This is a genomic window from Pseudomonas sp. LSJ-87, from assembly GCF_032971465.1.
GTDB lineage: Bacteria > Pseudomonadota > Gammaproteobacteria > Pseudomonadales > Pseudomonadaceae > Aquipseudomonas > Aquipseudomonas putida_Z.
Map to the genome: position 1 here is coordinate 105,662 of NZ_JAWJYQ010000017.1, position 16,701 is coordinate 122,362.

At 64.5% G+C, this 16,701-nt stretch carries 18 protein-coding genes; 2 read left to right on the forward strand and 16 right to left on the reverse strand.

The genetic code is table 11. The features are described from left to right. Positions 1 to 32: 32 nt before the first annotated feature. The 13 genes from RYH74_RS11735 to RYH74_RS11795 all read right to left on the reverse strand — a co-directional run bounded on the left by RYH74_RS11735 (position 33) and on the right by RYH74_RS11795 (position 12,455). Positions 33 to 971 carry an LD-carboxypeptidase gene (locus tag RYH74_RS11735; RefSeq protein WP_317409434.1) on the reverse strand — a complete coding sequence of 313 codons (939 nt, stop codon included), beginning with the start codon at positions 969 to 971 and terminating at the stop codon, positions 33 to 35. An 87-nt stretch (positions 972 to 1,058) separates the two neighbouring features. Then, the gene (gene lipA / locus RYH74_RS11740) at positions 1,059 to 2,075 is read right to left on the reverse strand and encodes a lipoyl synthase (protein ID WP_003257574.1); all 1,017 of its coding nucleotides are present in this window, start codon (positions 2,073 to 2,075) and stop codon (positions 1,059 to 1,061) included. A gap of 2 nt (positions 2,076 to 2,077) precedes the next feature. Then, positions 2,078 to 2,725 (reverse strand): lipoyl(octanoyl) transferase LipB, encoded by a 648-nt coding sequence (lipB, locus tag RYH74_RS11745; RefSeq protein ID WP_013974352.1) that lies wholly within the window; start codon positions 2,723 to 2,725, stop codon positions 2,078 to 2,080. Continuing rightward, positions 2,725 to 3,000 (reverse strand): DUF493 domain-containing protein, encoded by a 276-nt coding sequence (locus RYH74_RS11750; protein ID WP_003249736.1) that lies wholly within the window; start codon positions 2,998 to 3,000, stop codon positions 2,725 to 2,727. Before RYH74_RS11750 ends, lipB begins: the two co-directional genes overlap by 1 nt. Before the next feature lie 73 nt (positions 3,001 to 3,073). Beyond that, complete coding sequence (locus RYH74_RS11755; protein WP_085591614.1) at positions 3,074 to 4,234, reverse strand: D-alanyl-D-alanine carboxypeptidase family protein; 1,161 nt, start codon at positions 4,232 to 4,234, stop codon at positions 3,074 to 3,076. Between the two features lie 270 nt (positions 4,235 to 4,504). Beyond that, complete coding sequence (locus RYH74_RS11760; RefSeq protein WP_046613225.1) at positions 4,505 to 5,506, reverse strand: septal ring lytic transglycosylase RlpA family protein; 1,002 nt, start codon at positions 5,504 to 5,506, stop codon at positions 4,505 to 4,507. Next, positions 5,506 to 6,516 (reverse strand): lytic murein transglycosylase B, encoded by a 1,011-nt coding sequence (gene mltB / locus RYH74_RS11765; protein ID WP_025340767.1) that lies wholly within the window; start codon positions 6,514 to 6,516, stop codon positions 5,506 to 5,508. The genes RYH74_RS11760 and mltB overlap by 1 nt, the downstream gene beginning before the upstream one ends. Positions 6,517 to 6,533: 17 nt before the next feature. Then, complete coding sequence (gene rodA, locus RYH74_RS11770; RefSeq protein ID WP_015271941.1) at positions 6,534 to 7,637, reverse strand: rod shape-determining protein RodA; 1,104 nt, start codon at positions 7,635 to 7,637, stop codon at positions 6,534 to 6,536. Positions 7,638 to 7,675: 38 nt separating this feature from the next. Beyond that, entirely contained in the window at positions 7,676 to 9,565 is a 1,890-nt protein-coding gene (mrdA, locus tag RYH74_RS11775) for a penicillin-binding protein 2 (RefSeq protein WP_025340768.1), read from the reverse strand. A gap of 16 nt (positions 9,566 to 9,581) precedes the next feature. Next, entirely contained in the window at positions 9,582 to 10,049 is a 468-nt protein-coding gene (gene rlmH, locus RYH74_RS11780) for a 23S rRNA (pseudouridine(1915)-N(3))-methyltransferase RlmH (protein WP_003249722.1), read from the reverse strand. Between the two features lie 10 nt (positions 10,050 to 10,059). Next, complete coding sequence (rsfS, locus tag RYH74_RS11785; RefSeq protein WP_013974359.1) at positions 10,060 to 10,479, reverse strand: ribosome silencing factor; 420 nt, start codon at positions 10,477 to 10,479, stop codon at positions 10,060 to 10,062. Between the two features lie 43 nt (positions 10,480 to 10,522). Then, positions 10,523 to 11,182, reverse strand: a complete 660-nt coding sequence (gene nadD, locus RYH74_RS11790; protein WP_085614813.1) for a nicotinate-nucleotide adenylyltransferase — start codon at positions 11,180 to 11,182, stop codon at positions 10,523 to 10,525. Between the two features lies 1 nt (position 11,183). Continuing rightward, positions 11,184 to 12,455: a glutamate-5-semialdehyde dehydrogenase gene (locus RYH74_RS11795; RefSeq protein ID WP_286100626.1), complete on the reverse strand. Its 1,272-nt coding sequence runs from the start codon at positions 12,453 to 12,455 to the stop codon at positions 11,184 to 11,186. A gap of 330 nt (positions 12,456 to 12,785) precedes the next feature. Here RYH74_RS11795 and RYH74_RS11800 point away from each other — a divergent pair, with 330 nt between their 5' ends. Then, positions 12,786 to 13,454 (forward strand): DNA-3-methyladenine glycosylase, encoded by a 669-nt coding sequence (locus RYH74_RS11800; protein ID WP_286100627.1) that lies wholly within the window; start codon positions 12,786 to 12,788, stop codon positions 13,452 to 13,454. Positions 13,455 to 13,457: 3 nt separating this feature from the next. Then, a complete protein-coding gene (locus RYH74_RS11805) occupies positions 13,458 to 14,774 on the forward strand; it encodes a bifunctional DedA family/phosphatase PAP2 family protein (RefSeq protein WP_317409435.1) in 1,317 nt (438 codons plus the stop codon). Positions 14,775 to 14,895: 121 nt separating this feature from the next. On the opposite strand, the gene RYH74_RS11810 is transcribed toward RYH74_RS11805, so the two are convergent. The 3 genes from RYH74_RS11810 to RYH74_RS11820 are packed head-to-tail and all read right to left on the reverse strand — an operon-like array spanning position 14,896 to position 16,571. Further along, positions 14,896 to 15,486, reverse strand: coding sequence for an LON peptidase substrate-binding domain-containing protein (locus RYH74_RS11810; protein ID WP_075046485.1), 591 nt, complete (start codon positions 15,484 to 15,486; stop codon positions 14,896 to 14,898). 9 nt (positions 15,487 to 15,495) lie between these two features. Next, positions 15,496 to 16,212 carry an LrgB family protein gene (locus tag RYH74_RS11815; RefSeq protein WP_013974365.1) on the reverse strand — a complete coding sequence of 239 codons (717 nt, stop codon included), beginning with the start codon at positions 16,210 to 16,212 and terminating at the stop codon, positions 15,496 to 15,498. Beyond that, positions 16,209 to 16,571 carry a CidA/LrgA family protein gene (locus RYH74_RS11820; RefSeq protein WP_046613232.1) on the reverse strand — a complete coding sequence of 121 codons (363 nt, stop codon included), beginning with the start codon at positions 16,569 to 16,571 and terminating at the stop codon, positions 16,209 to 16,211. Before RYH74_RS11820 ends, RYH74_RS11815 begins: the two co-directional genes overlap by 4 nt. Positions 16,572 to 16,701: the final 130 nt, after the last annotated feature.

Consider the following 16,701-nt stretch of genomic DNA (forward strand, 5'->3'; position numbering starts at 1 on the left):
CGGCGATGGGCTGCAAAGCAGCCCCGACAATCTCAAGCCTGGAAAAGATCCTGCTCCAGCATCAGTGTCTGCTGAATACTGTCCAGCCTTACGCGAGCCCCCAACGGCAAGCACACATTCGGGTCACAATGCCCACTGCGCCACCCGGCCAGCACCGGCACACCCAGCGGTGCGAAGATATCCTCCAGCAGGGGCGTCAACGCCGCAGTGGTAATCCCGGCAAAGTCCCCCACCAGCACACCCTTCACCCCCTCCAGCTTGCCCGCCAGGCGCAGTTGGGTCAGCAAGCGATCCACCCGGTACAGCGGCTCGTTGACGTCCTCGATGAACAGGATGCAACCCTGCGTATCCAGCTCGGCAATCGTCCCCAGGGTCGCGCCCAGCATCGACAGGTTGCCGCCCAGCAGCGGCCCGCTGGCCACCCCATGCAGCACGCTGCTCAAGGCGAAGTCAGCAGGGTGTACGATCTGCTCCCCTGCCCGCACATGCCCACCCAGCTGAGCCAGCAACGAAGTCTCGGTTGGCGGCAACTTGGCCCCCAGCAGGTCGGCATTGAGCATCCCGCCATGGAAGGTGAGCAGCCCGGCATGCCGGTAGATCGCCGTGTGCAGCGCGGTGATGTCGCTGTAGCCGATCAGCGGCTTGGGGTTGCGCCGAATCAGTTCGAAATCGAGCTGGTCGAGCAGGCGCATGCTGCCGTACCCCCCACGCATGCACAGAATGGCGTCGATGGCCGGGTCGGCAAAGGCATCATGCAGGTCCTGCAACCGCTGCCGGTCCGGCCCCGCCAGGTAGCCCTGAGCCTGAAGGGCACCCGGGTAGATGCGGCAACTGTAGCCTCGATCAACGAACCACTGGTTGACCTTGTGCGTATCCAGCCGCGCCGCGCCCGCCGGGGCGACAATGGCAAAACAGGCATCACGCGGCAGCGCGGCGGGCAGGCTGGGTTGGAAGGTTTCGGCGCAATTCATCGCGGCTCCTTGCAGCGCGTGTGGCACAAACAAAAATGCCGATGCCGCCCTTCGGCGCGCATCGGCATGCGTGGCTCTGTGCTTGGCTCAGAGCTTGATCTTGGCTTCGTGAGCCTGCTGGTCAGCGTGGTACGAAGAACGCACCAGCGGGCCGGAAGCGACGTTCTTGAAGCCCATCTTGTAACCTTCCTCGGCGAACCAGGCGAAGGTGTCCGGGTGGACGAAACGCTGCACCGGCAGGTGGCTGCGCGACGGCTGAAGGTACTGGCCGAGGGTGAGCATGTCGATGTCATGCTCGCGCATGCGGTGCATCACTTCGATCACTTCCTCGTCGGTCTCGCCCAGGCCGAGCATCAGGCCCGACTTGGTCGGTACGTGCGGCACCAGCTGCTTGAACTTCTGCAGCAGGTCCAGCGACCAGTCGTAGTCCGAACCCGGGCGTGCGGCCTTGTACAGGCGCGGTACGGTCTCGAGGTTGTGGTTGAACACATCCGGCGGCTCTTGCGCGGTGATTTCCAGGGCAATATCCATGCGCCCACGGTAGTCCGGCACCAGGGTTTCCAGCTGTACGCCCGGCGACAGCGCACGGATTTCGCGGATGCAGTCGGCAAAGTGCTGGGCACCACCGTCACGCAGGTCGTCGCGGTCCACCGAGGTGATCACCACGTACTTCAGGCGCAGGTCGGCGATGGCGATGGCCAGGTTCTTCGGCTCGTCCAGGTCCAGCGGTTTCGGCCGGCCGTGGCCAACGTCGCAGAACGGGCAACGACGGGTGCAGATGTCACCCATGATCATGAAGGTGGCGGTACCACCGGAGAAGCACTCGCCCAGGTTCGGGCAGGATGCCTCTTCGCATACGCTGTGCAGCTTGTGCTTGCGCAGCAGCTGCTTGATGCGGTCTACCTCGGGCGACACCGGGATACGCACGCGGATCCAGTCGGGCTTCTTCGGCAGCTCTTCGGTGGGGATGATCTTCACCGGGATGCGCGCCACCTTTTCGGCACCACGCAGCTTGACCCCGGCTTCCACCTTCTTCGGCGCTGGGCGCGGGGTGGCATCCTGGGTAGGTATCAGGTTCGGCACGGCTTCTTGCACAGTTGTCATATTCAGTCGATTCCGCCCGTGAGGGTCGTCTGCTCAGCGTAGTCGAGGTGCTTGACCAGCTGTCCGCGCAGCCTTGTCCTGACCTCGTCGAGTTCGATCGGACCTGCCAGGTCGCGCAGCTGGGTCATCGCCAGCCCCGCATAGCCGCAGGGGTTGATTCGGCGGAATGGCGCGAGGTCCATGTCCACGTTCAGGGCAAGGCCGTGGAACGAACGGCCGTTGCGGATTCGCAGGCCGAGGGAGGCGATTTTCGCTCCGTCGACATAGACGCCCGGGGCATCGGGCTTGGCCGCGGCCTGGACATCGTAACTGGCGAGCAGGTCGATGAGGGTCTGCTCGATACGGCTGACCAGCTCACGCACGCCAAAGCCCAGCCGGCGCACATCCAGCAGCAGGTAGGCCACCAGCTGCCCGGGGCCATGGTAGGTCACCTGGCCACCGCGATCGGTCTGCACCACCGGGATGTCGCCCGGCACCAGCAGGTGCTCGGCCTTGCCGGCCTGGCCCTGGGTGAAGACCGCGGGGTGCTCGACCAGCCAGACTTCATCCTGGCTGTCCGGGCTGCGCTGCTCGGTGAAGCGACGCATGGCCTCCAGCACCGGTTCGTAGGGCTGCAGGCCAAGCTCGCGAAAACCGAGGCAGGCGGACATCAGAGCACCATTTTCACGATGCCGGTAGCGCGCAGGGCGCTGTTGATATCGTGAAGCTGGTTCTCGCTTTCGGCAACGATGTGCAATTGCACGGTGGTGTACTTGCCTTCCTTGCTCTGGCGCTCGGCCAGGGTGGAAAGGTCGACCTTGGCGTGCTTGCTCAGGATCTCGATCACCGTGTCCTTGAAGCCGACAACGGTGTCACCGATGACCTTGATCGGATAATCGTCGCAGGGGAATTCGATCTTGTGCGACTTGACGTCTGGTTCGCTCATGGCGGAAACGGCCTCGTAAGCCGTGGCAACAACAACGCCCCCGCAGGATACGCGGGGGCATGCAGGTCACGTATCAGTTGAACAACCCGTAGAAGAATAGACGGATGCTATCCCACATACGGCGGAAGAAACCACCTTCCTCGACGCCATCGAGGGCGATCAGGTCGGCGCTGTGAACCACTTTCTCGTCCAGTTTGACTTCCACTTTGCCGATCACGTCACCTTTGGCGATTGGCGCGGTGAGCTGCGGGTTCATGGTCATCGAAGCCTGAAGGCGCTTCAATTGGCCTTTAGGCATAGTCAGGGTCAGGTCGTTGGCCAGGCCGGCTTTCACTTCGCCAGTCGCGCCCTTCCAGACCGGCGACTTGGTCAGCTCGGTACCCTTCTGGTAGAAGGTCTGGGTTTCGAAGAAGCGGAAGCCGTAGGTCAGCAGCTTCTGGGTCTCGGCAGCACGCGACTGCTCGCTGTTGGTGCCGAACACCACGGCGATCAGGCGCTGGCCATCGCGAACGGCCGAAGCCACCATGCAGTAGCCGGCTTCGTCGGTGTGGCCGGTCTTCAGGCCGTCGACGGTCTTGTCACGCCACAGCAGCAGGTTGCGGTTTGGCTGCTTGATGTTGTTCCAGAAGAACTCTTTCTGCGAGTAGATGGCGTAGTGGGCCGGGTCGACGTTGATGATCGCACGGGCCAGGGTAGCCATGTCGTGGGCCGACGAGTAGTGCTCCGGGTGCGGCAGGCCGGTCGGGTTCATGAAGTGGCTGTTGGCCATGCCCAGGTCGGCAGCGGTCTTGTTCATCATGTCGGCGAAGGCGTCTTCGCTGCCGGCGATGTGCTCGGCCAGGGCGACCGAGGCGTCGTTGCCGGACTGGATGATGATGCCGTGCAGCAGGTCGCTGACGGTCACCTGGCTGCCCACCTTGATGAACATGCGCGAACCGCCGGTACGCCAGGCGTTTTCGCTGACGGTGACCGGGTCGTTTTCACCGATCTGGCCGCGACGGATGTCCAGGGTGGCGATGTAGGCCGTCATCAGCTTGGTCAGGCTGGCTGGCGGCAGGCGCTCGTCACCGTTGTTCTCGACCAGCACGTTGCCGCTGGACGCATCCATGAGTACGTAGGACTTGGCTGCCAGTTGCGGTGGCGCCGGCGTCATCTGCTCAGCCGCGAAGGCGGCAGGCGTGATCATCAGCAGTACGGGCAGGCAAAGTCGTTTGGCAAGGTTGGTGATGTTCATCCGTCTCTCGAAAATCGCTAATGGTCTGATGTTCCCTGGGCAAGATCATGTGCCCAGCGCCAGTCAGTCTAGTTTTTGTGGCCGTAGGCCAGGCTCGCAAAGTGCGGCTTTATGTCGCTGCGGGCAAAAGCCGACATTGTACATGCCCACGCCCGGCAATTCATGACAAAACCGACAGTTTGGTGTTGCCTTCTTCGCGGGCGCGCCCGCTCCCACAGGGTTTCGCATGCCCCTGTGGCAGCGGGCGCGCCCGCGAAGAAGGCAACGCGGTCAGTCAGCTGTGACCAGCTTGGCCTGCCCAAGGTTCGCCAGGCGGATGCTGTCCTGCGCTTGCTGGATCTCGCCCTGGCTGTTGATCGGCCCCAGGCGCACGCGGTGCAGGGTCTGCTGGTTGCGCACGATCGAGCTGATGAACACGGGCGCGCTGACCATGCTGCTGAGCTTGGAGCGCAGCAGTTCGGCGGCGTCCGGGTTGGCGAAGGCGCCAACCTGCAGGAAGCTGCCGCCACTGCCGGCCGGCACGTTGTTGCCAGCCACCTGCACCGGCACCACCGGCGCCGCATGCTGCTGGGGCGGTGGAGTCCATTGCTCGACGCGCCCGGTACTGGCCGGGATTGCCTGGGTCTGGGCCACCTGCGGCTCTTTCAGCACCATCGGCGGCGTCTGGCCACGCTGGGCCCACCATTGCTGCGGGTCGATGCCTTCGACGCGCACGTGCGCAGTACCGATCTCGGCATAACCGAGCTTTTTCGCCGCGGCATAGGACAGGTCGATGATGCGGTCCGAATAGAACGGCCCACGGTCGTTCACCCGCAGGATCACGCTGCGGCCGTTGGCCAGGTTGGTCACCCGCACGTAGGCCGGCAGCGGCAGGGTCTTGTGCGCCGCGCTCATGCCGTACAGGTCGTACAGCTCGCCGTTGGCGGTGTTCTGGCCATGGAACTTGGTGCCGTACCACGACGCGGTGCCCTCAGCGCGATAGTTGCGCGAGTCCTGCATCGGGTAGTAGGTCTTGCCCAGCACCGTGTACGGGTTGGCCTTGTAGTTGCCGGTATGCACGGTTGGCGTGGCGTCGGGGATCTTGTTCACATCCACGTCCCACCACGGCGCGCCGTCCTTGTGCGCCCGGTTGATGTCCAGGCCCGGCTGGGTGCGCACCACGTTGCCACTGCTTTGCTGGGACGGGCGGTTGGACGAACAGCTGGCCAGCACCACGCCGACGGCGAGGCAGGTGAGCAGCTTGAAAGAGTTGCCAGAGAAGATTGCGCGCATTACTTGACGCCCCGTGCTTGAACCAGCTGTTCCGATAGCTGATGCACCGCCATGGCATACATCACGCTGCGGTTGTAGCGAGTGATCGCGTAGAAGTTCTTCAGGCCCATCCAGTACTCGGGGCCATTGTCACCCTCGAGACGGAAGGCGGTAACCGGCAGATCATCGCGCAGCGAATCATGGACCGACCAGCCAAGCGTGCGCAACTCCCCAACGGTTTTTACCGGCTCGATGCCGGTAGTCAGGCCTTCGTCGGCGCGCCCACCGTCCACCCAGGCGCGGCTGACCACACCTTCGCCGGCCACCCAGCCGTGGCGCTTGAAGTAGCTGGCCACGCTGCCGATGGCATCGTCCGGGTTGTTCCAGATATTGATGTGGCCGTCGCCGTCGAAGTCCACCGCGAAGTTGCGGAAGCTGCTCGGCATGAACTGCGGCAGGCCCATGGCGCCGGCGTAGGAGCCCTTGAGCGTCAGCGGGTCGAGCTGTTCCTCACGGGCCAGCAGCAGGAACTCGCGCAGCTCCTTGCGGAAGAATTCGGCCCGTGGCGGGTAGTCGAAGCCCAGGGTCGACAAGGCATCGATCACCCGGTAGTTGCCGGTGTTGCGGCCAAAGAAGGTTTCCACGCCGATGATGGCGACGATGTACTGCGCCGGCACGCCGTATTCCTGCTCGGCACGGGCCAGCACCGCTTCGTGCTGGCGCCAGAAGTCCACACCGCGGGCGATGCGCGCGTCGGTGATGAACATCGGCCGGTAGTCCTTCCACGGCTTTACCCGTTCGGCCGGGCGCGAAATGGCGTCGAGGATCGACTGTTTGCGCTGCACCTCACTGAACACACCCATCAGCTGCTCAGGGGCAAAGCCATGGTCGCGGCTCATTTCGCCAACGAACTGGGCCACCTGGGGCGAGCCTTGGTAATCGCCGGCATGGGCCAGCTGTACAGCGCCGAACAGGCCCACCGCGCCGATCCACGGCGCACAACGGGCAGCCCAGTTACGCACTGCTTGCATGAAATTCTTCACCTTATTCAAACCTGAGCGATCCATTTGCGGTGCGTGTGGATCGACATCAGAACGCCAAACGCTGACAGCAGCGTCACCAACGAAGTTCCGCCATAGCTGATGAAGGGCAGCGGCACGCCCACCACGGGCAGAAGGCCGCTGACCATACCAATATTGACGAACACGTATACAAAGAAGGTCATGGTCAGGCTGCCCGCCAGCAGCTTGCCGAACAGGGTCTGCGCCTGGGCGGTGATCATCAGGCCACGGCCGATCAGCAGCAGGTAGACGATCAGCAGCAGGCAGATGCCGACCAGGCCGAATTCCTCGCCGAGCACGGCGATGATGAAGTCGGTATGGCTTTCCGGCAGGAAGTCCAGGTGCGACTGGGTGCCGAGCAGCCAGCCCTTGCCGAACACACCGCCCGAGCCGATCGCCGCCTTCGACTGGATGATGTTCCAGCCAGTGCCCAACGGGTCGCTTTCCGGGTCGAGGAAGGTCAGTACCCGCTGCTTCTGGTAGTCGTGCATGACGAAGAACCACATCGCCACCGCCACTGGCACCGCAGCCGCCAGCACGCTGAGGATCCAGCGCCAGCGCAGGCCGCCCATGAACAGCACGAAAGCCCCGGAGGCGAGGATCAGCAGCGCCGTGCCCAGGTCGGGCTGGCGCACGATCAGGATGAACGGCACGCCGATCAGCACCAGGCTGATCGCCACATGCTTCAGATGCGGCGGCAACGTGCGCTTGGACAGGTACCAGGCGATGGTCGCCGGCATGATGATCTTCATGAACTCCGAGGGCTGGAAGCGGATCACCCCGGGGATGTTGATCCAGCGCGTGGCGCCCATGGCGTTGTGGCCCATCACGTCCACCACCACCAGCAACAGCACCCCGGCCAGGTAGGCCAGCGGCACCCAACGGGCCATGAAGCGCGGCTCCAGCTGGGCGATGATGAACATCGACACCAGGCCGATGCCGAACGAGGTGGCCTGCTTGAGCAGCAGGTCCCAGTTCTTGCCACTGGCCGAGTACAGGACAAACAGGCTGCCGGCCGCGAGGGTCAGCAGAATGATCAGCAAAGGGCCGTCGACGTGGATGCGCTGCAGAAAGCTGGCGCGCCGACGCATCACATCCTCGCTGGAGAGCATGCGATCGAAATTGTTCATCACAGGGCTGATTCCTGGGTAACGGTGGCAGGCGCGAACTCGGGCTTGAGCCGGCCGTTTTCGTCAAGCAGCCAGGCGTCCATCACCTGACGCACCACCGGGGCGGCGACGCCCGAGCCGGACTCACCGTTCTCGACCATCACCGAAACCACGATCTTCGGGTCCTCGGCCGGGGCGAAGGCGACGAACAGGGCGTGGTCGCGGTGGCGCTCCTGGAGCTTGTTGCGGTCGTACTTCTCGCCCTGCTTGATCGCCACCACCTGGGCGGTACCGCTCTTGCCGGCAATGCGGTACTGCGAGCCGATGGCCGCCTTGCGTGCGGTACCGCGGGCGTTGTGCATCACCTGCTCCATGCCATGGGTGACCTTGGCCCAGTCGGATTTGTCACGCAGCACGATGTTTTCCATGGGGTTGTCGTCCACCGGCGGCTGGCCTTCGATGGTCTTGGCCAGGTGCGGGCGGTTCCACACGCCCTTGTTGGCAATCAGCGCAGTGGCCTGGGCCAGTTGCAGCGGCGTGGTCTGCATGTAGCCCTGGCCGATGCCGAGGATCAGGGTTTCGCCTGGGAACCAGGCCTGACGGCGAGTGGCGCGCTTCCATTCGCGCGACGGCATCAGCCCGGCGGATTCCTCGAACATGTCGAGGGAAACCCGCTGGCCGATGCCGAACTTGTTCATGTAGCTGGACAGCCGATCGATGCCCATCTTGTGGGCAAGGTCGTAGAAGTAGGTGTCGTTGGAGCGCATGATCGCGGTGTCCAGGTCGACCCAGCCATCGCCCGAGCGGTTCCAGTTACGGTATTTGTGGTCGTAGTTGGGCAGCTGGTAGTAGCCCGGGTCGAACACCCGGCTGCCGGCATTGACCACGCCGCTGTCCAGGCCGGCGATGGCCACCGCCGGCTTGATGGTCGAACCTGGCGGGTACAGGCCGCGCAGCACGCGGTTGAACAGCGGTCGGTCGATCGAGTCACGCAGTTCGGCATAGGCCTTGAAGCCGATGCCGGTGACGAACAGGTTGGGGTCGAAGCTGGGCTGGCTGACCATCGCCAGCACCTCGCCGGTACGCGGGTCGAGCGCCACCACCGCGCCACGCCGGCCACCCAGGGCGGCCTCGGCGGCCTCCTGCAGCTTGATGTCCAGGCTCAGCACGATGTCCTTGCCCGGTTTCGGGTCGGTACGCTTGAGCACCCGCAGCACACGGCCACGGGCGTTGGTCTCGACTTCCTCGTAGCCCACCTGGCCATGCAGGTCGGCTTCGTAGAAACGTTCGATGCCGGTCTTGCCGATGTGGTGGGTGCCGCTGTAGTTCACCGGGTCGAGGGTTTTCAGCTCTTTCTCGTTGATCCGCCCCACATACCCCACCGAATGGGCGAAGTGCGCGCCCTGCGGGTAATGGCGCACCAATTGGGCTACCACTTCCACGCCCGGCAGGCGGAACTGGTTCACCGCCACGCGGGCGATCTGCTCTTCGTTGAGTTCGAACAGGATCGGCACCGGCTCGAACGGCCGGCGGCCCTGGCGCATGCGCTTCTCGAACAGGGCGCGGTCGTCGGGCGTCAGTTCCAGCACTTCGACGATGGTATCCAGTACTTCCTGCCAGTTACCCGCACGTTCGCGGGTCATCGACAGGCTGAAGCTGGGCCGGTTGTCGGCGACGATCACCCCGTTGCGGTCGAAGATCAGCCCGCGGGTCGGCGGTATCGGCTGCACATGCACCCGGTTGTTCTCCGACAGCGTCGAGTGATAGTCGTGCTGGATGACCTGCAGGTAGTACAGCCGCGCGATCAGCACGCAAATGAGCAGCATGATCGCCACTGCGCCGACCACGACGCGGTTGCGCACCAGGCGGGCGTCTTTCTCGTGGTCCTTGAGACGGATCGGCTGCGACATCGGACTGCTTACAGGCTCATTTATGGTAAGGATGCCCGGACAACACGGTCCAGGCGCGGTAGATCTGCTCGCCGATGAGTATCCTTACCAATGGGTGCGGCAAGGTCAGCGGCGACAGCGACCAGCGTTGCTCGGCGCGCGCACAGACCTCGGGCGCCAGGCCTTCCGGGCCGCCCACCATCAAATTCACCGTGCGCGCATCCAGGCGCCAGCGGTCCAGCTCGGTCGCCAGTTGCTCGGTACTCCAGGGCTTGCCATGGACCTCGAGGGTGACGATGCGTTCCCCTGGCTGAACCTTGCTCAGCATGGCCTCGCCCTCCTGACGGATCAGGCGGGCGACGTCGGCATTCTTGCCACGGGTGTTCAGCGGGATCTCCACCAGCTCCAGCGACAGCTCGGCGGGCAGGCGCTTGGCATATTCATGCCAGCCTTCCTCGACCCACTTCGGCATGCGCGAGCCGACCGCGATCAGGCGCAGACGCACAGCGCTTTCCTTATTCCCGGTCCTTGAGCTTGTCGGAGTACTCGTGGGCATGGTCCGGGCTGTGGTGCTTGCCATCGGCGGCACGGCTTTGCTCGGCACCCTGCCACAGGCGCTCCAGGTCGTAGAACTGGCGGGCAGCGGCGGTCATCATGTGCACGATGACGTCGTTCAGGTCCAGCAGCACCCAGTCGCTGTCGCCCTTGCCTTCTTCACCCAGTGGCTGGGCACCCTTGGCCTTGACCGCTTCGCGGACCTTTTCCAGCATCGCGTTGATCTGGCGGTTGGAGGTACCGGTGGCAATGATCATGTAGTCGGTCAGGCTGTGCTTTTCGCGCACGTCGATGACCTGGATGTCCTGGGCCTTGACGTCTTCCAGCGCTGCCTTGGTCAGGGCGACCAGTTCTTCGCCGTGGATTTTCTGCTTGGTCATATAAAACTCGTTCAACTCGTTGGATGAGGCGCCAGAGGCACCGTCAGTTAGGTGCACGATACAGTTCGTGCGCCTCGATGTAGGCCAGTACGGCGTCCGGCACCAGGAACCTCACCGATTTGCCGCTGGCCAGCAGCTGTCGGATCTGTGTAGCCGACACCGCAAGCGGCGTCTGCCAGACGAACGAAATATTTCCCGCCGGGCCGGACATGGCGGTGGGATCGCTCTCCGAGCGCGCAGCCAGCAGGTTGCGCAGCTCGTCAGGGGGTTCTACGTCGGCATCCGGGCGTTGCAGCACCAGGATGTGACAGTGTTGCAGCAATTCTTCCCAGCGGTGCCAGCCGGGCAAGCCACAGAAGGCATCCCAGCCCAGCACCAGGAACAGCTGGTCGTTGGCGCCCAGTTCGGTGCGGATCGATTCCAGCGTGTCGATGGTGTACGACGGTTTGTCGCGCGCCAGCTCACGGGCATCCACGCTCAGGCAGGGCACACCCTGCACGGCGCCTTGCACCATGGCCAGGCGGTCCTGAGCGGCCACCTGCGGGGTGTCGCGGTGTGGCGGCCGGGCGTTGGGCAGCAGGCGCAGCTCGTCCAGCCCCATGAACTCGGCCACTTCCAGCGCGCTGCGCAGGTGGCCGATGTGCACGGGGTCGAAGGTGCCGCCAAGAATGCCGATGCGCCGGACTGCCTGGGCCTTGCTCAACTCAGCAGGACTCCTGGCCGCGCAGCTGGCCGTCGCCGATCACTACGTACTTCTCGCAGGTCAGGCCTTCCAGGCCGACCGGGCCACGGGCATGCAGCTTGTCGGTGGAAATGCCGATTTCCGCACCCAGGCCGTACTCGAAGCCGTCGGCGAAGCAGGTCGGGGTATTGAGCATGACCGACGCCGAGTCGACCTCGGCCATGAACTGGCGGGCTTCACCCTGGTGTTCGCTGATGATCGAATCGGTGTGGTGCGAGCCATAGTGGTTGATGTGCTCGATGGCCTGGTCCAGGCCGTCGACCACTCGGATCGACAGGATCGCGTCCAGGTACTCGGTGTGCCAGTCGGCCTCGGTGGCCGGTTTGGCCTCGATGATCGCCCGGGTGCGCTCGCAACCACGCAGTTCGACGCCCTTCTCCTGGAAGCGGCGGGCCATTTCCGGCAGGAAGCGCTCGGCCACCTGCTGGTCGACCAGCAGCGTTTCCATGGCGCCACAGATGCCGTAGCGGTAGGTCTTGGCGTTGAACGCCACGCGCCAGGCCTTGTCCAGGTCGGCGTGCTGGCTGACGTAGACGTGGCAGATACCGTCCAGGTGCTTGATCACCGGCACGCGAGCATCGCGGCTGATGCGTTCGATCAGGCCACGGCCACCGCGCGGCACGATGACGTCGACGAATTCCGGCATGCTGATCAGCGCGCCCACGGCTTCGCGGTCGGTAGTCTCGACCACCTGCACCACGGCTGCCGGCAGGCCGGCGGCGGCCAGGCCACGCTGGATGCAGGTGGCGATGGCGCGGTTGGAGTGGATGGCTTCGGAGCCGCCACGCAGGATAGTCGCGTTACCCGACTTCAGGCACAGGCTGGCGGCATCGATGGTCACGTTCGGGCGCGACTCGTAGATGATCCCGATCACCCCCAGCGGCGTGCGCATCTTGCCAACCTGGATACCGGATGGGCGGTAGCTCATGTCGCGGATGGCACCGACCGGGTCCGGCAGGCTGGCCACCTGGCGCAGGCCGGTGATCATGCCGTCGATACGCGCCGGGGTCAGCGCCAGGCGGTCGAGCAGCGCCGGCTCCAGGCCGTTGGCACGGCCGGCGGCCAGGTCCTGCTCGTTGGCAGCGGTCAGCTCGGCACGAGCGGCGTCCAGTGCATCGGCGGCAGCTTGCAGGGCGCGGTTCTTCTGCGCGGTGCTGGCACGGCCGATCACCCGGGAAGCCTCACGGGCAGCGCGACCCAGGCGGGTCATATAGTCAAGAACGGACTCAGTCATGGGTTCGGTGTCTTGGCGAAGGGGAAATCGGCTGATTATAACTGCCGCGCAGGTGTACGCCCAGCGGCGGGTGGCGGATGGTAGAAAATGGCTGGGGGCATTGTGTAGGAAAGATGTAACCGGGGTTATCGAAATTTCTATCTCCTGTCAGGGCCCTTTCGCGGGTAAACCCGCTCCCACAGGGATTGCACAAGGCCTGGGACCTCCGAGGTACCTGTGGGAGCGGGCGAGCCCGCGAAAGGGCCGGCACTGCCAACATCCCATTCGATTCAGCCTCGATTAAGCCATTCATTGCTATCATCCCCGCCTTCCCAACCGCGAACCGCCCGCATGCCAGCCTTGCCCGACAGCTTTTTCGACCGCGACGCACAGACCCTGGCCAAGGCCCTGCTGGGCAAGGTCATCCGCCATCGCCACGGCGACCTGTGGCTGGCCGCGCGCATCATCGAGACCGAGGCCTACTACCTCACCGACAAGGGCAGCCACGCCTCGCTCGGCTACACCGAAAAACGCAAGGCGTTGTTCCTCGATGGCGGGCACATCTATATGTACTACGCGCGCGGCGGCGACTCGCTGAACTTCAGCGCCCACGGGCCGGGCAACGCGGTGCTGATCAAGTCGGCCTATCCTTGGCAGGACGCCCGCTCGGGGCCGAACAGCCTGGCGCAGATGCAACTGAACAACCCCGATGCCAGCGGCAACCTCCGCCCGGCCGAGCGCCTGTGCGCCGGCCAGACCTTGCTGTGCCGGGCCCTGGGCCTGAAGGTGCCGCACTGGGACGCCCAGCGTTTCGACGCCGAGCGCCTGTACGTGGAGGATTGCGGCGACGCCGTGCCACGGGTGATCCAGGCCGCCCGCCTGGGCATCCCGCATGGCCGCGACGAGCATCTGCCCTACCGTTTCGTCGATGCCGAATACGCCCGTTTCTGCACGCGGAACCCGTTACGTCGTGGCCAAGTCGAAGGCCGCGACTTCTTCATTCTCGAACAAGGAAGCTGAACCATGGGCCAATGGCTCGACAGCCTGACCGGCTGGCTCAGCGCCAACCCGCAGTGGCTTGGCCTGGCGATTTTCCTGGTGGCCTGCATCGAGTGCCTGGCCATTGCCGGCATCATCGTGCCAGGCACCGTGCTGCTGTTCGCGGTCGCGGTACTGGCCGGCAGCGGCGCCTTCAGCCTGGGCGAAACGCTGCTGCTGGGCTTTCTCGGCGGCCTGGTGGGCGATGCCTTGTCGTACACGGCGGGCAAGTACTTCCACCAGAACATCCGCCGCCTGCCCCTGCTGCGCCACCATCCGGAATGGATCGGCAGTGCCGAGGCCTACTTCCAGCGCTACGGCATCGCCAGCCTGCTGGTAGGGCGCTTCATCGGGCCGCTGCGGCCAATGCTGCCGATGGTCGCCGGCATGTTCGACATGCCACTGCCGCGCTTCATCGCCGTCAGCCTGGTGGCCGGTGCCGGCTGGGCGGTGGCCTATCTGCTGCCCGGCTGGGCCACCGGCGCGGCCATGCGCCTGCCCCTGCCGGAAGGCTTCTGGCTGGATGCCGGGATCATCGCCGGCACCCTGGCAGTCATCATCGGGCTGAGCCTGAACACCAGCATTCGCGATCAACGCCACGGCACCCGGCTGATCGCCGGCATGAGTTTCCTGGCCTTGGCCGGGGTCTTCCTCGGCTGGCCCTACCTGCACGAATTCGACCAGGGCGTGATGACACTGGTGCAGGAACACCGCAGCCAGGCCATCGATGGCGCCGTGGTGCTGGTGACCCGGCTGGGCGATTTCCGCACCCAGTTGTTCCTCGGCGGCCTGCTGACGGGCCTGCTGCTGCTTGCCCGGCAGTGGCGGCATGCCATGTTCGCTGCGGGCGCGCTGATGGGTACGGCGCTTGCCAACGGCACGCTGAAGTGGCTGTTCGCCCGGGCCCGCCCGGAAGTGCTGAGTGACCCGCTGACCAGCTACAGCATGCCCAGCGGGCACAGTTCGGCGTCGTTTGCGTTCTTTCTGGTGATGGCGGTGCTGGCCGGGCGCGGGCAACCGCCGCGGATGCGCCTGACCTGGGTGATGCTGGGCTGTATTCCAGCGCTGGCGATTGCCCTGTCACGGGTGTACCTGGGGGCGCACTGGCCGACCGACATCCTCGCCGGGGCCTTGCTGGCGTGCTGTGTGTGCGCGCTCAGCCTGGCACTGGTGCAGCGTCACCAGACCCTGCCGGCCTTGCCGCTGCGGGTGTGGTGGCTGGTGTTGCCGGCGTGTGTCGCGTTGCTGGCGTTCTTTGCCATGCATGCGCTGCCGCAGGCTTTGCTGCGGTATCAATATTGATGTCGCCTGTACCGGCGTCTTCGCGGGCTTGCCCGCTCCTACAGGTACCGGCCCGAGAGGGCGCTATCTCTGTGGGAGCGGGCAAGCCCGCGAAGAGGCCGGCACTGGCAACCCATCACTATCAGGCAAACAATTCACCCTGAATCCGCTCCAGCAGCTTCTGGATTTCCCCCAACCGCTCCTGTGGTGAGTCGAGGGTCAGCAAATCCAGCTTGTCCTCTTCCATGAACGGCAGCAGGTACGCCAACTGGTTGGCCAACGCCTGGCGCCCGTCCACCGGGCGCGGCATGTCCAGGGCTTCGACCATCGGGTGTTCGCCCAGCGCCACCAGCAACGCCAGCAGGTCTTCGTCCGCCTCGAGCAACGGGCTGTCCGCCTGCTCCGGCAGCCATTGCACCTGCCCCACCAGTAACTGGTCCTTCTGCACCTCGGTACTGTCCAGGTTGAAGCGCCGCACACCTTCGACGCGGATACCCAGCAAGCCGTTATCCTGCTGCACGAAGTCACGGATCACCGCCTCGCAGCCGATCGAGGCAACCACCGGCGGCGCCTTGCCGACCTGCTCGCCTTCCAGGATGCACACCACACCAAAACCTTCGCCCCGCTTCATGCAGCGCCCGATCATGTCCAGGTAGCGTGCCTCGAAAATCTGCAAATCGAGGAAACAACCAGGAAACAGCACGGTATTGAGGGGAAACAGCGGTAGCGTCATCACAAGTCCTCAAGCCACCAGGCTGACCGCCAGCGGCAGGAACACCGCCGTGGCCACCCCCATCAGGCTCATCGCCAGCGCGGCAAAGGCGCCGCATTCGTCACTTTCCTGCAGGGCCACCGAAGTGCCCACCGCGTGCGCGGTCACGCCCAGAGACATGCCGCGTGCCTCGGGGCTATGCACGCCAAAACGGCTCAGCAGCGCCGGGCCGAAGATTGCCCCGATCACCCCGGTAATCAGCACGAACACCGCCGCCAGGGCCGCCACACCGCCGATCTGCTCGGCCACCAGCATGGCGATCGGCGAGGTCACCGATTTCGGCGCCATGGTCATCAGGATCATGTGCTCGGCACCGAACCACCAGCCCAGCAACAGGCAGCACAGCGTGGCGAACAGGCCTCCGACTACCAGCGTAGTAAATGTGGGCCAGAACAGCTGCCGGATACGCCGCAGGTTGAGGTAGAGCGGCACCGCCAGGGCCACGGTGGCAGGCCCCAGCAGGATGTTCATGATTTCGGTGCTCTTGCGGTATTCGCTGTAGTCGATGCCGCATACCAGCAACACGCCGATCACCAGCAGCATCGACACCAGTACCGGCTGCAGAAAGATCCAGCGGGTCTTCTCGTAGGCCGCCAGCACCACCTGATAGGCCCCAAGCGTGATGCCGATACCGAACAAGGGATGATGAACGACCGCATCCAGTGCGCCTTGCCAGTCGAGCATCATGGCTGCTCCTCGCGCCGGCCCTGGCGGTGGATGAGCTTTTGCATCAACACGCCGACGAACACCAGGGTCACCAGGCAGGAGATCAGCAAGGCACCGGCAATAGCCCAGAAGTCCGCGGCGATATCCTTGGCATACACCATCACCCCCACCGCTGGCGGTACCAGCAACAGCGGCAGGTAGCGCAGCAGGCTGCTGGCGGCCTCGTTCAGCGGCTTGCCCACCTCACCACGGGCCATGAGGAAGAACAACAGCAGCAACAGGCCGATGATCGGCCCCGGCAAAAACGGCACCAACAGGTGGTTGATTGCCGTCCCCAGCAGCTGGAACAGCACCAGCCAGGTCAAACCACGCAACAGCATAAGCATCTCCCTCGGGCATGGCCGCCATTATAAGCATGTGCCGCCATATACCGATATTCGTCGAAAAGCGCGCAACTTGACTGAAACGGTTCGCCGTGCTGATCTTGCACTTTCGTACCAACTGACAACC

Coding starts and splice junctions, on each gene's coding strand:
- RYH74_RS11735 (WP_317409434.1), bottom strand. CDS start 971: ATGAATTGCGCCGAAACCTTCCAACCCAGCCTGCCCGCCGCGCTGCCG.
- lipA (WP_003257574.1), bottom strand. CDS start 2,075: ATGACAACTGTGCAAGAAGCCGTGCCGAACCTGATACCTACCCAGGAT.
- lipB (WP_013974352.1), bottom strand. CDS start 2,725: ATGTCCGCCTGCCTCGGTTTTCGCGAGCTTGGCCTGCAGCCCTACGAA.
- RYH74_RS11750 (WP_003249736.1), bottom strand. CDS start 3,000: ATGAGCGAACCAGACGTCAAGTCGCACAAGATCGAATTCCCCTGCGAC.
- RYH74_RS11755 (WP_085591614.1), bottom strand. CDS start 4,234: ATGAACATCACCAACCTTGCCAAACGACTTTGCCTGCCCGTACTGCTG.
- RYH74_RS11760 (WP_046613225.1), bottom strand. CDS start 5,506: ATGCGCGCAATCTTCTCTGGCAACTCTTTCAAGCTGCTCACCTGCCTC.
- mltB (WP_025340767.1), bottom strand. CDS start 6,516: ATGCAAGCAGTGCGTAACTGGGCTGCCCGTTGTGCGCCGTGGATCGGC.
- rodA (WP_015271941.1), bottom strand. CDS start 7,637: ATGCGTCGGCGCGCCAGCTTTCTGCAGCGCATCCACGTCGACGGCCCT.
- mrdA (WP_025340768.1), bottom strand. CDS start 9,565: ATGTCGCAGCCGATCCGTCTCAAGGACCACGAGAAAGACGCCCGCCTG.
- rsfS (WP_013974359.1), bottom strand. CDS start 10,479: ATGACCAAGCAGAAAATCCACGGCGAAGAACTGGTCGCCCTGACCAAG.
- RYH74_RS11795 (WP_286100626.1), bottom strand. CDS start 12,455: ATGACTGAGTCCGTTCTTGACTATATGACCCGCCTGGGTCGCGCTGCC.
- RYH74_RS11800 (WP_286100627.1), top strand. CDS start 12,786: ATGCCAGCCTTGCCCGACAGCTTTTTCGACCGCGACGCACAGACCCTG.
- RYH74_RS11805 (WP_317409435.1), top strand. CDS start 13,458: ATGGGCCAATGGCTCGACAGCCTGACCGGCTGGCTCAGCGCCAACCCG.
- RYH74_RS11810 (WP_075046485.1), bottom strand. CDS start 15,486: ATGACGCTACCGCTGTTTCCCCTCAATACCGTGCTGTTTCCTGGTTGT.
- RYH74_RS11815 (WP_013974365.1), bottom strand. CDS start 16,212: ATGATGCTCGACTGGCAAGGCGCACTGGATGCGGTCGTTCATCATCCC.
- RYH74_RS11820 (WP_046613232.1), bottom strand. CDS start 16,571: ATGCTGTTGCGTGGTTTGACCTGGCTGGTGCTGTTCCAGCTGCTGGGG.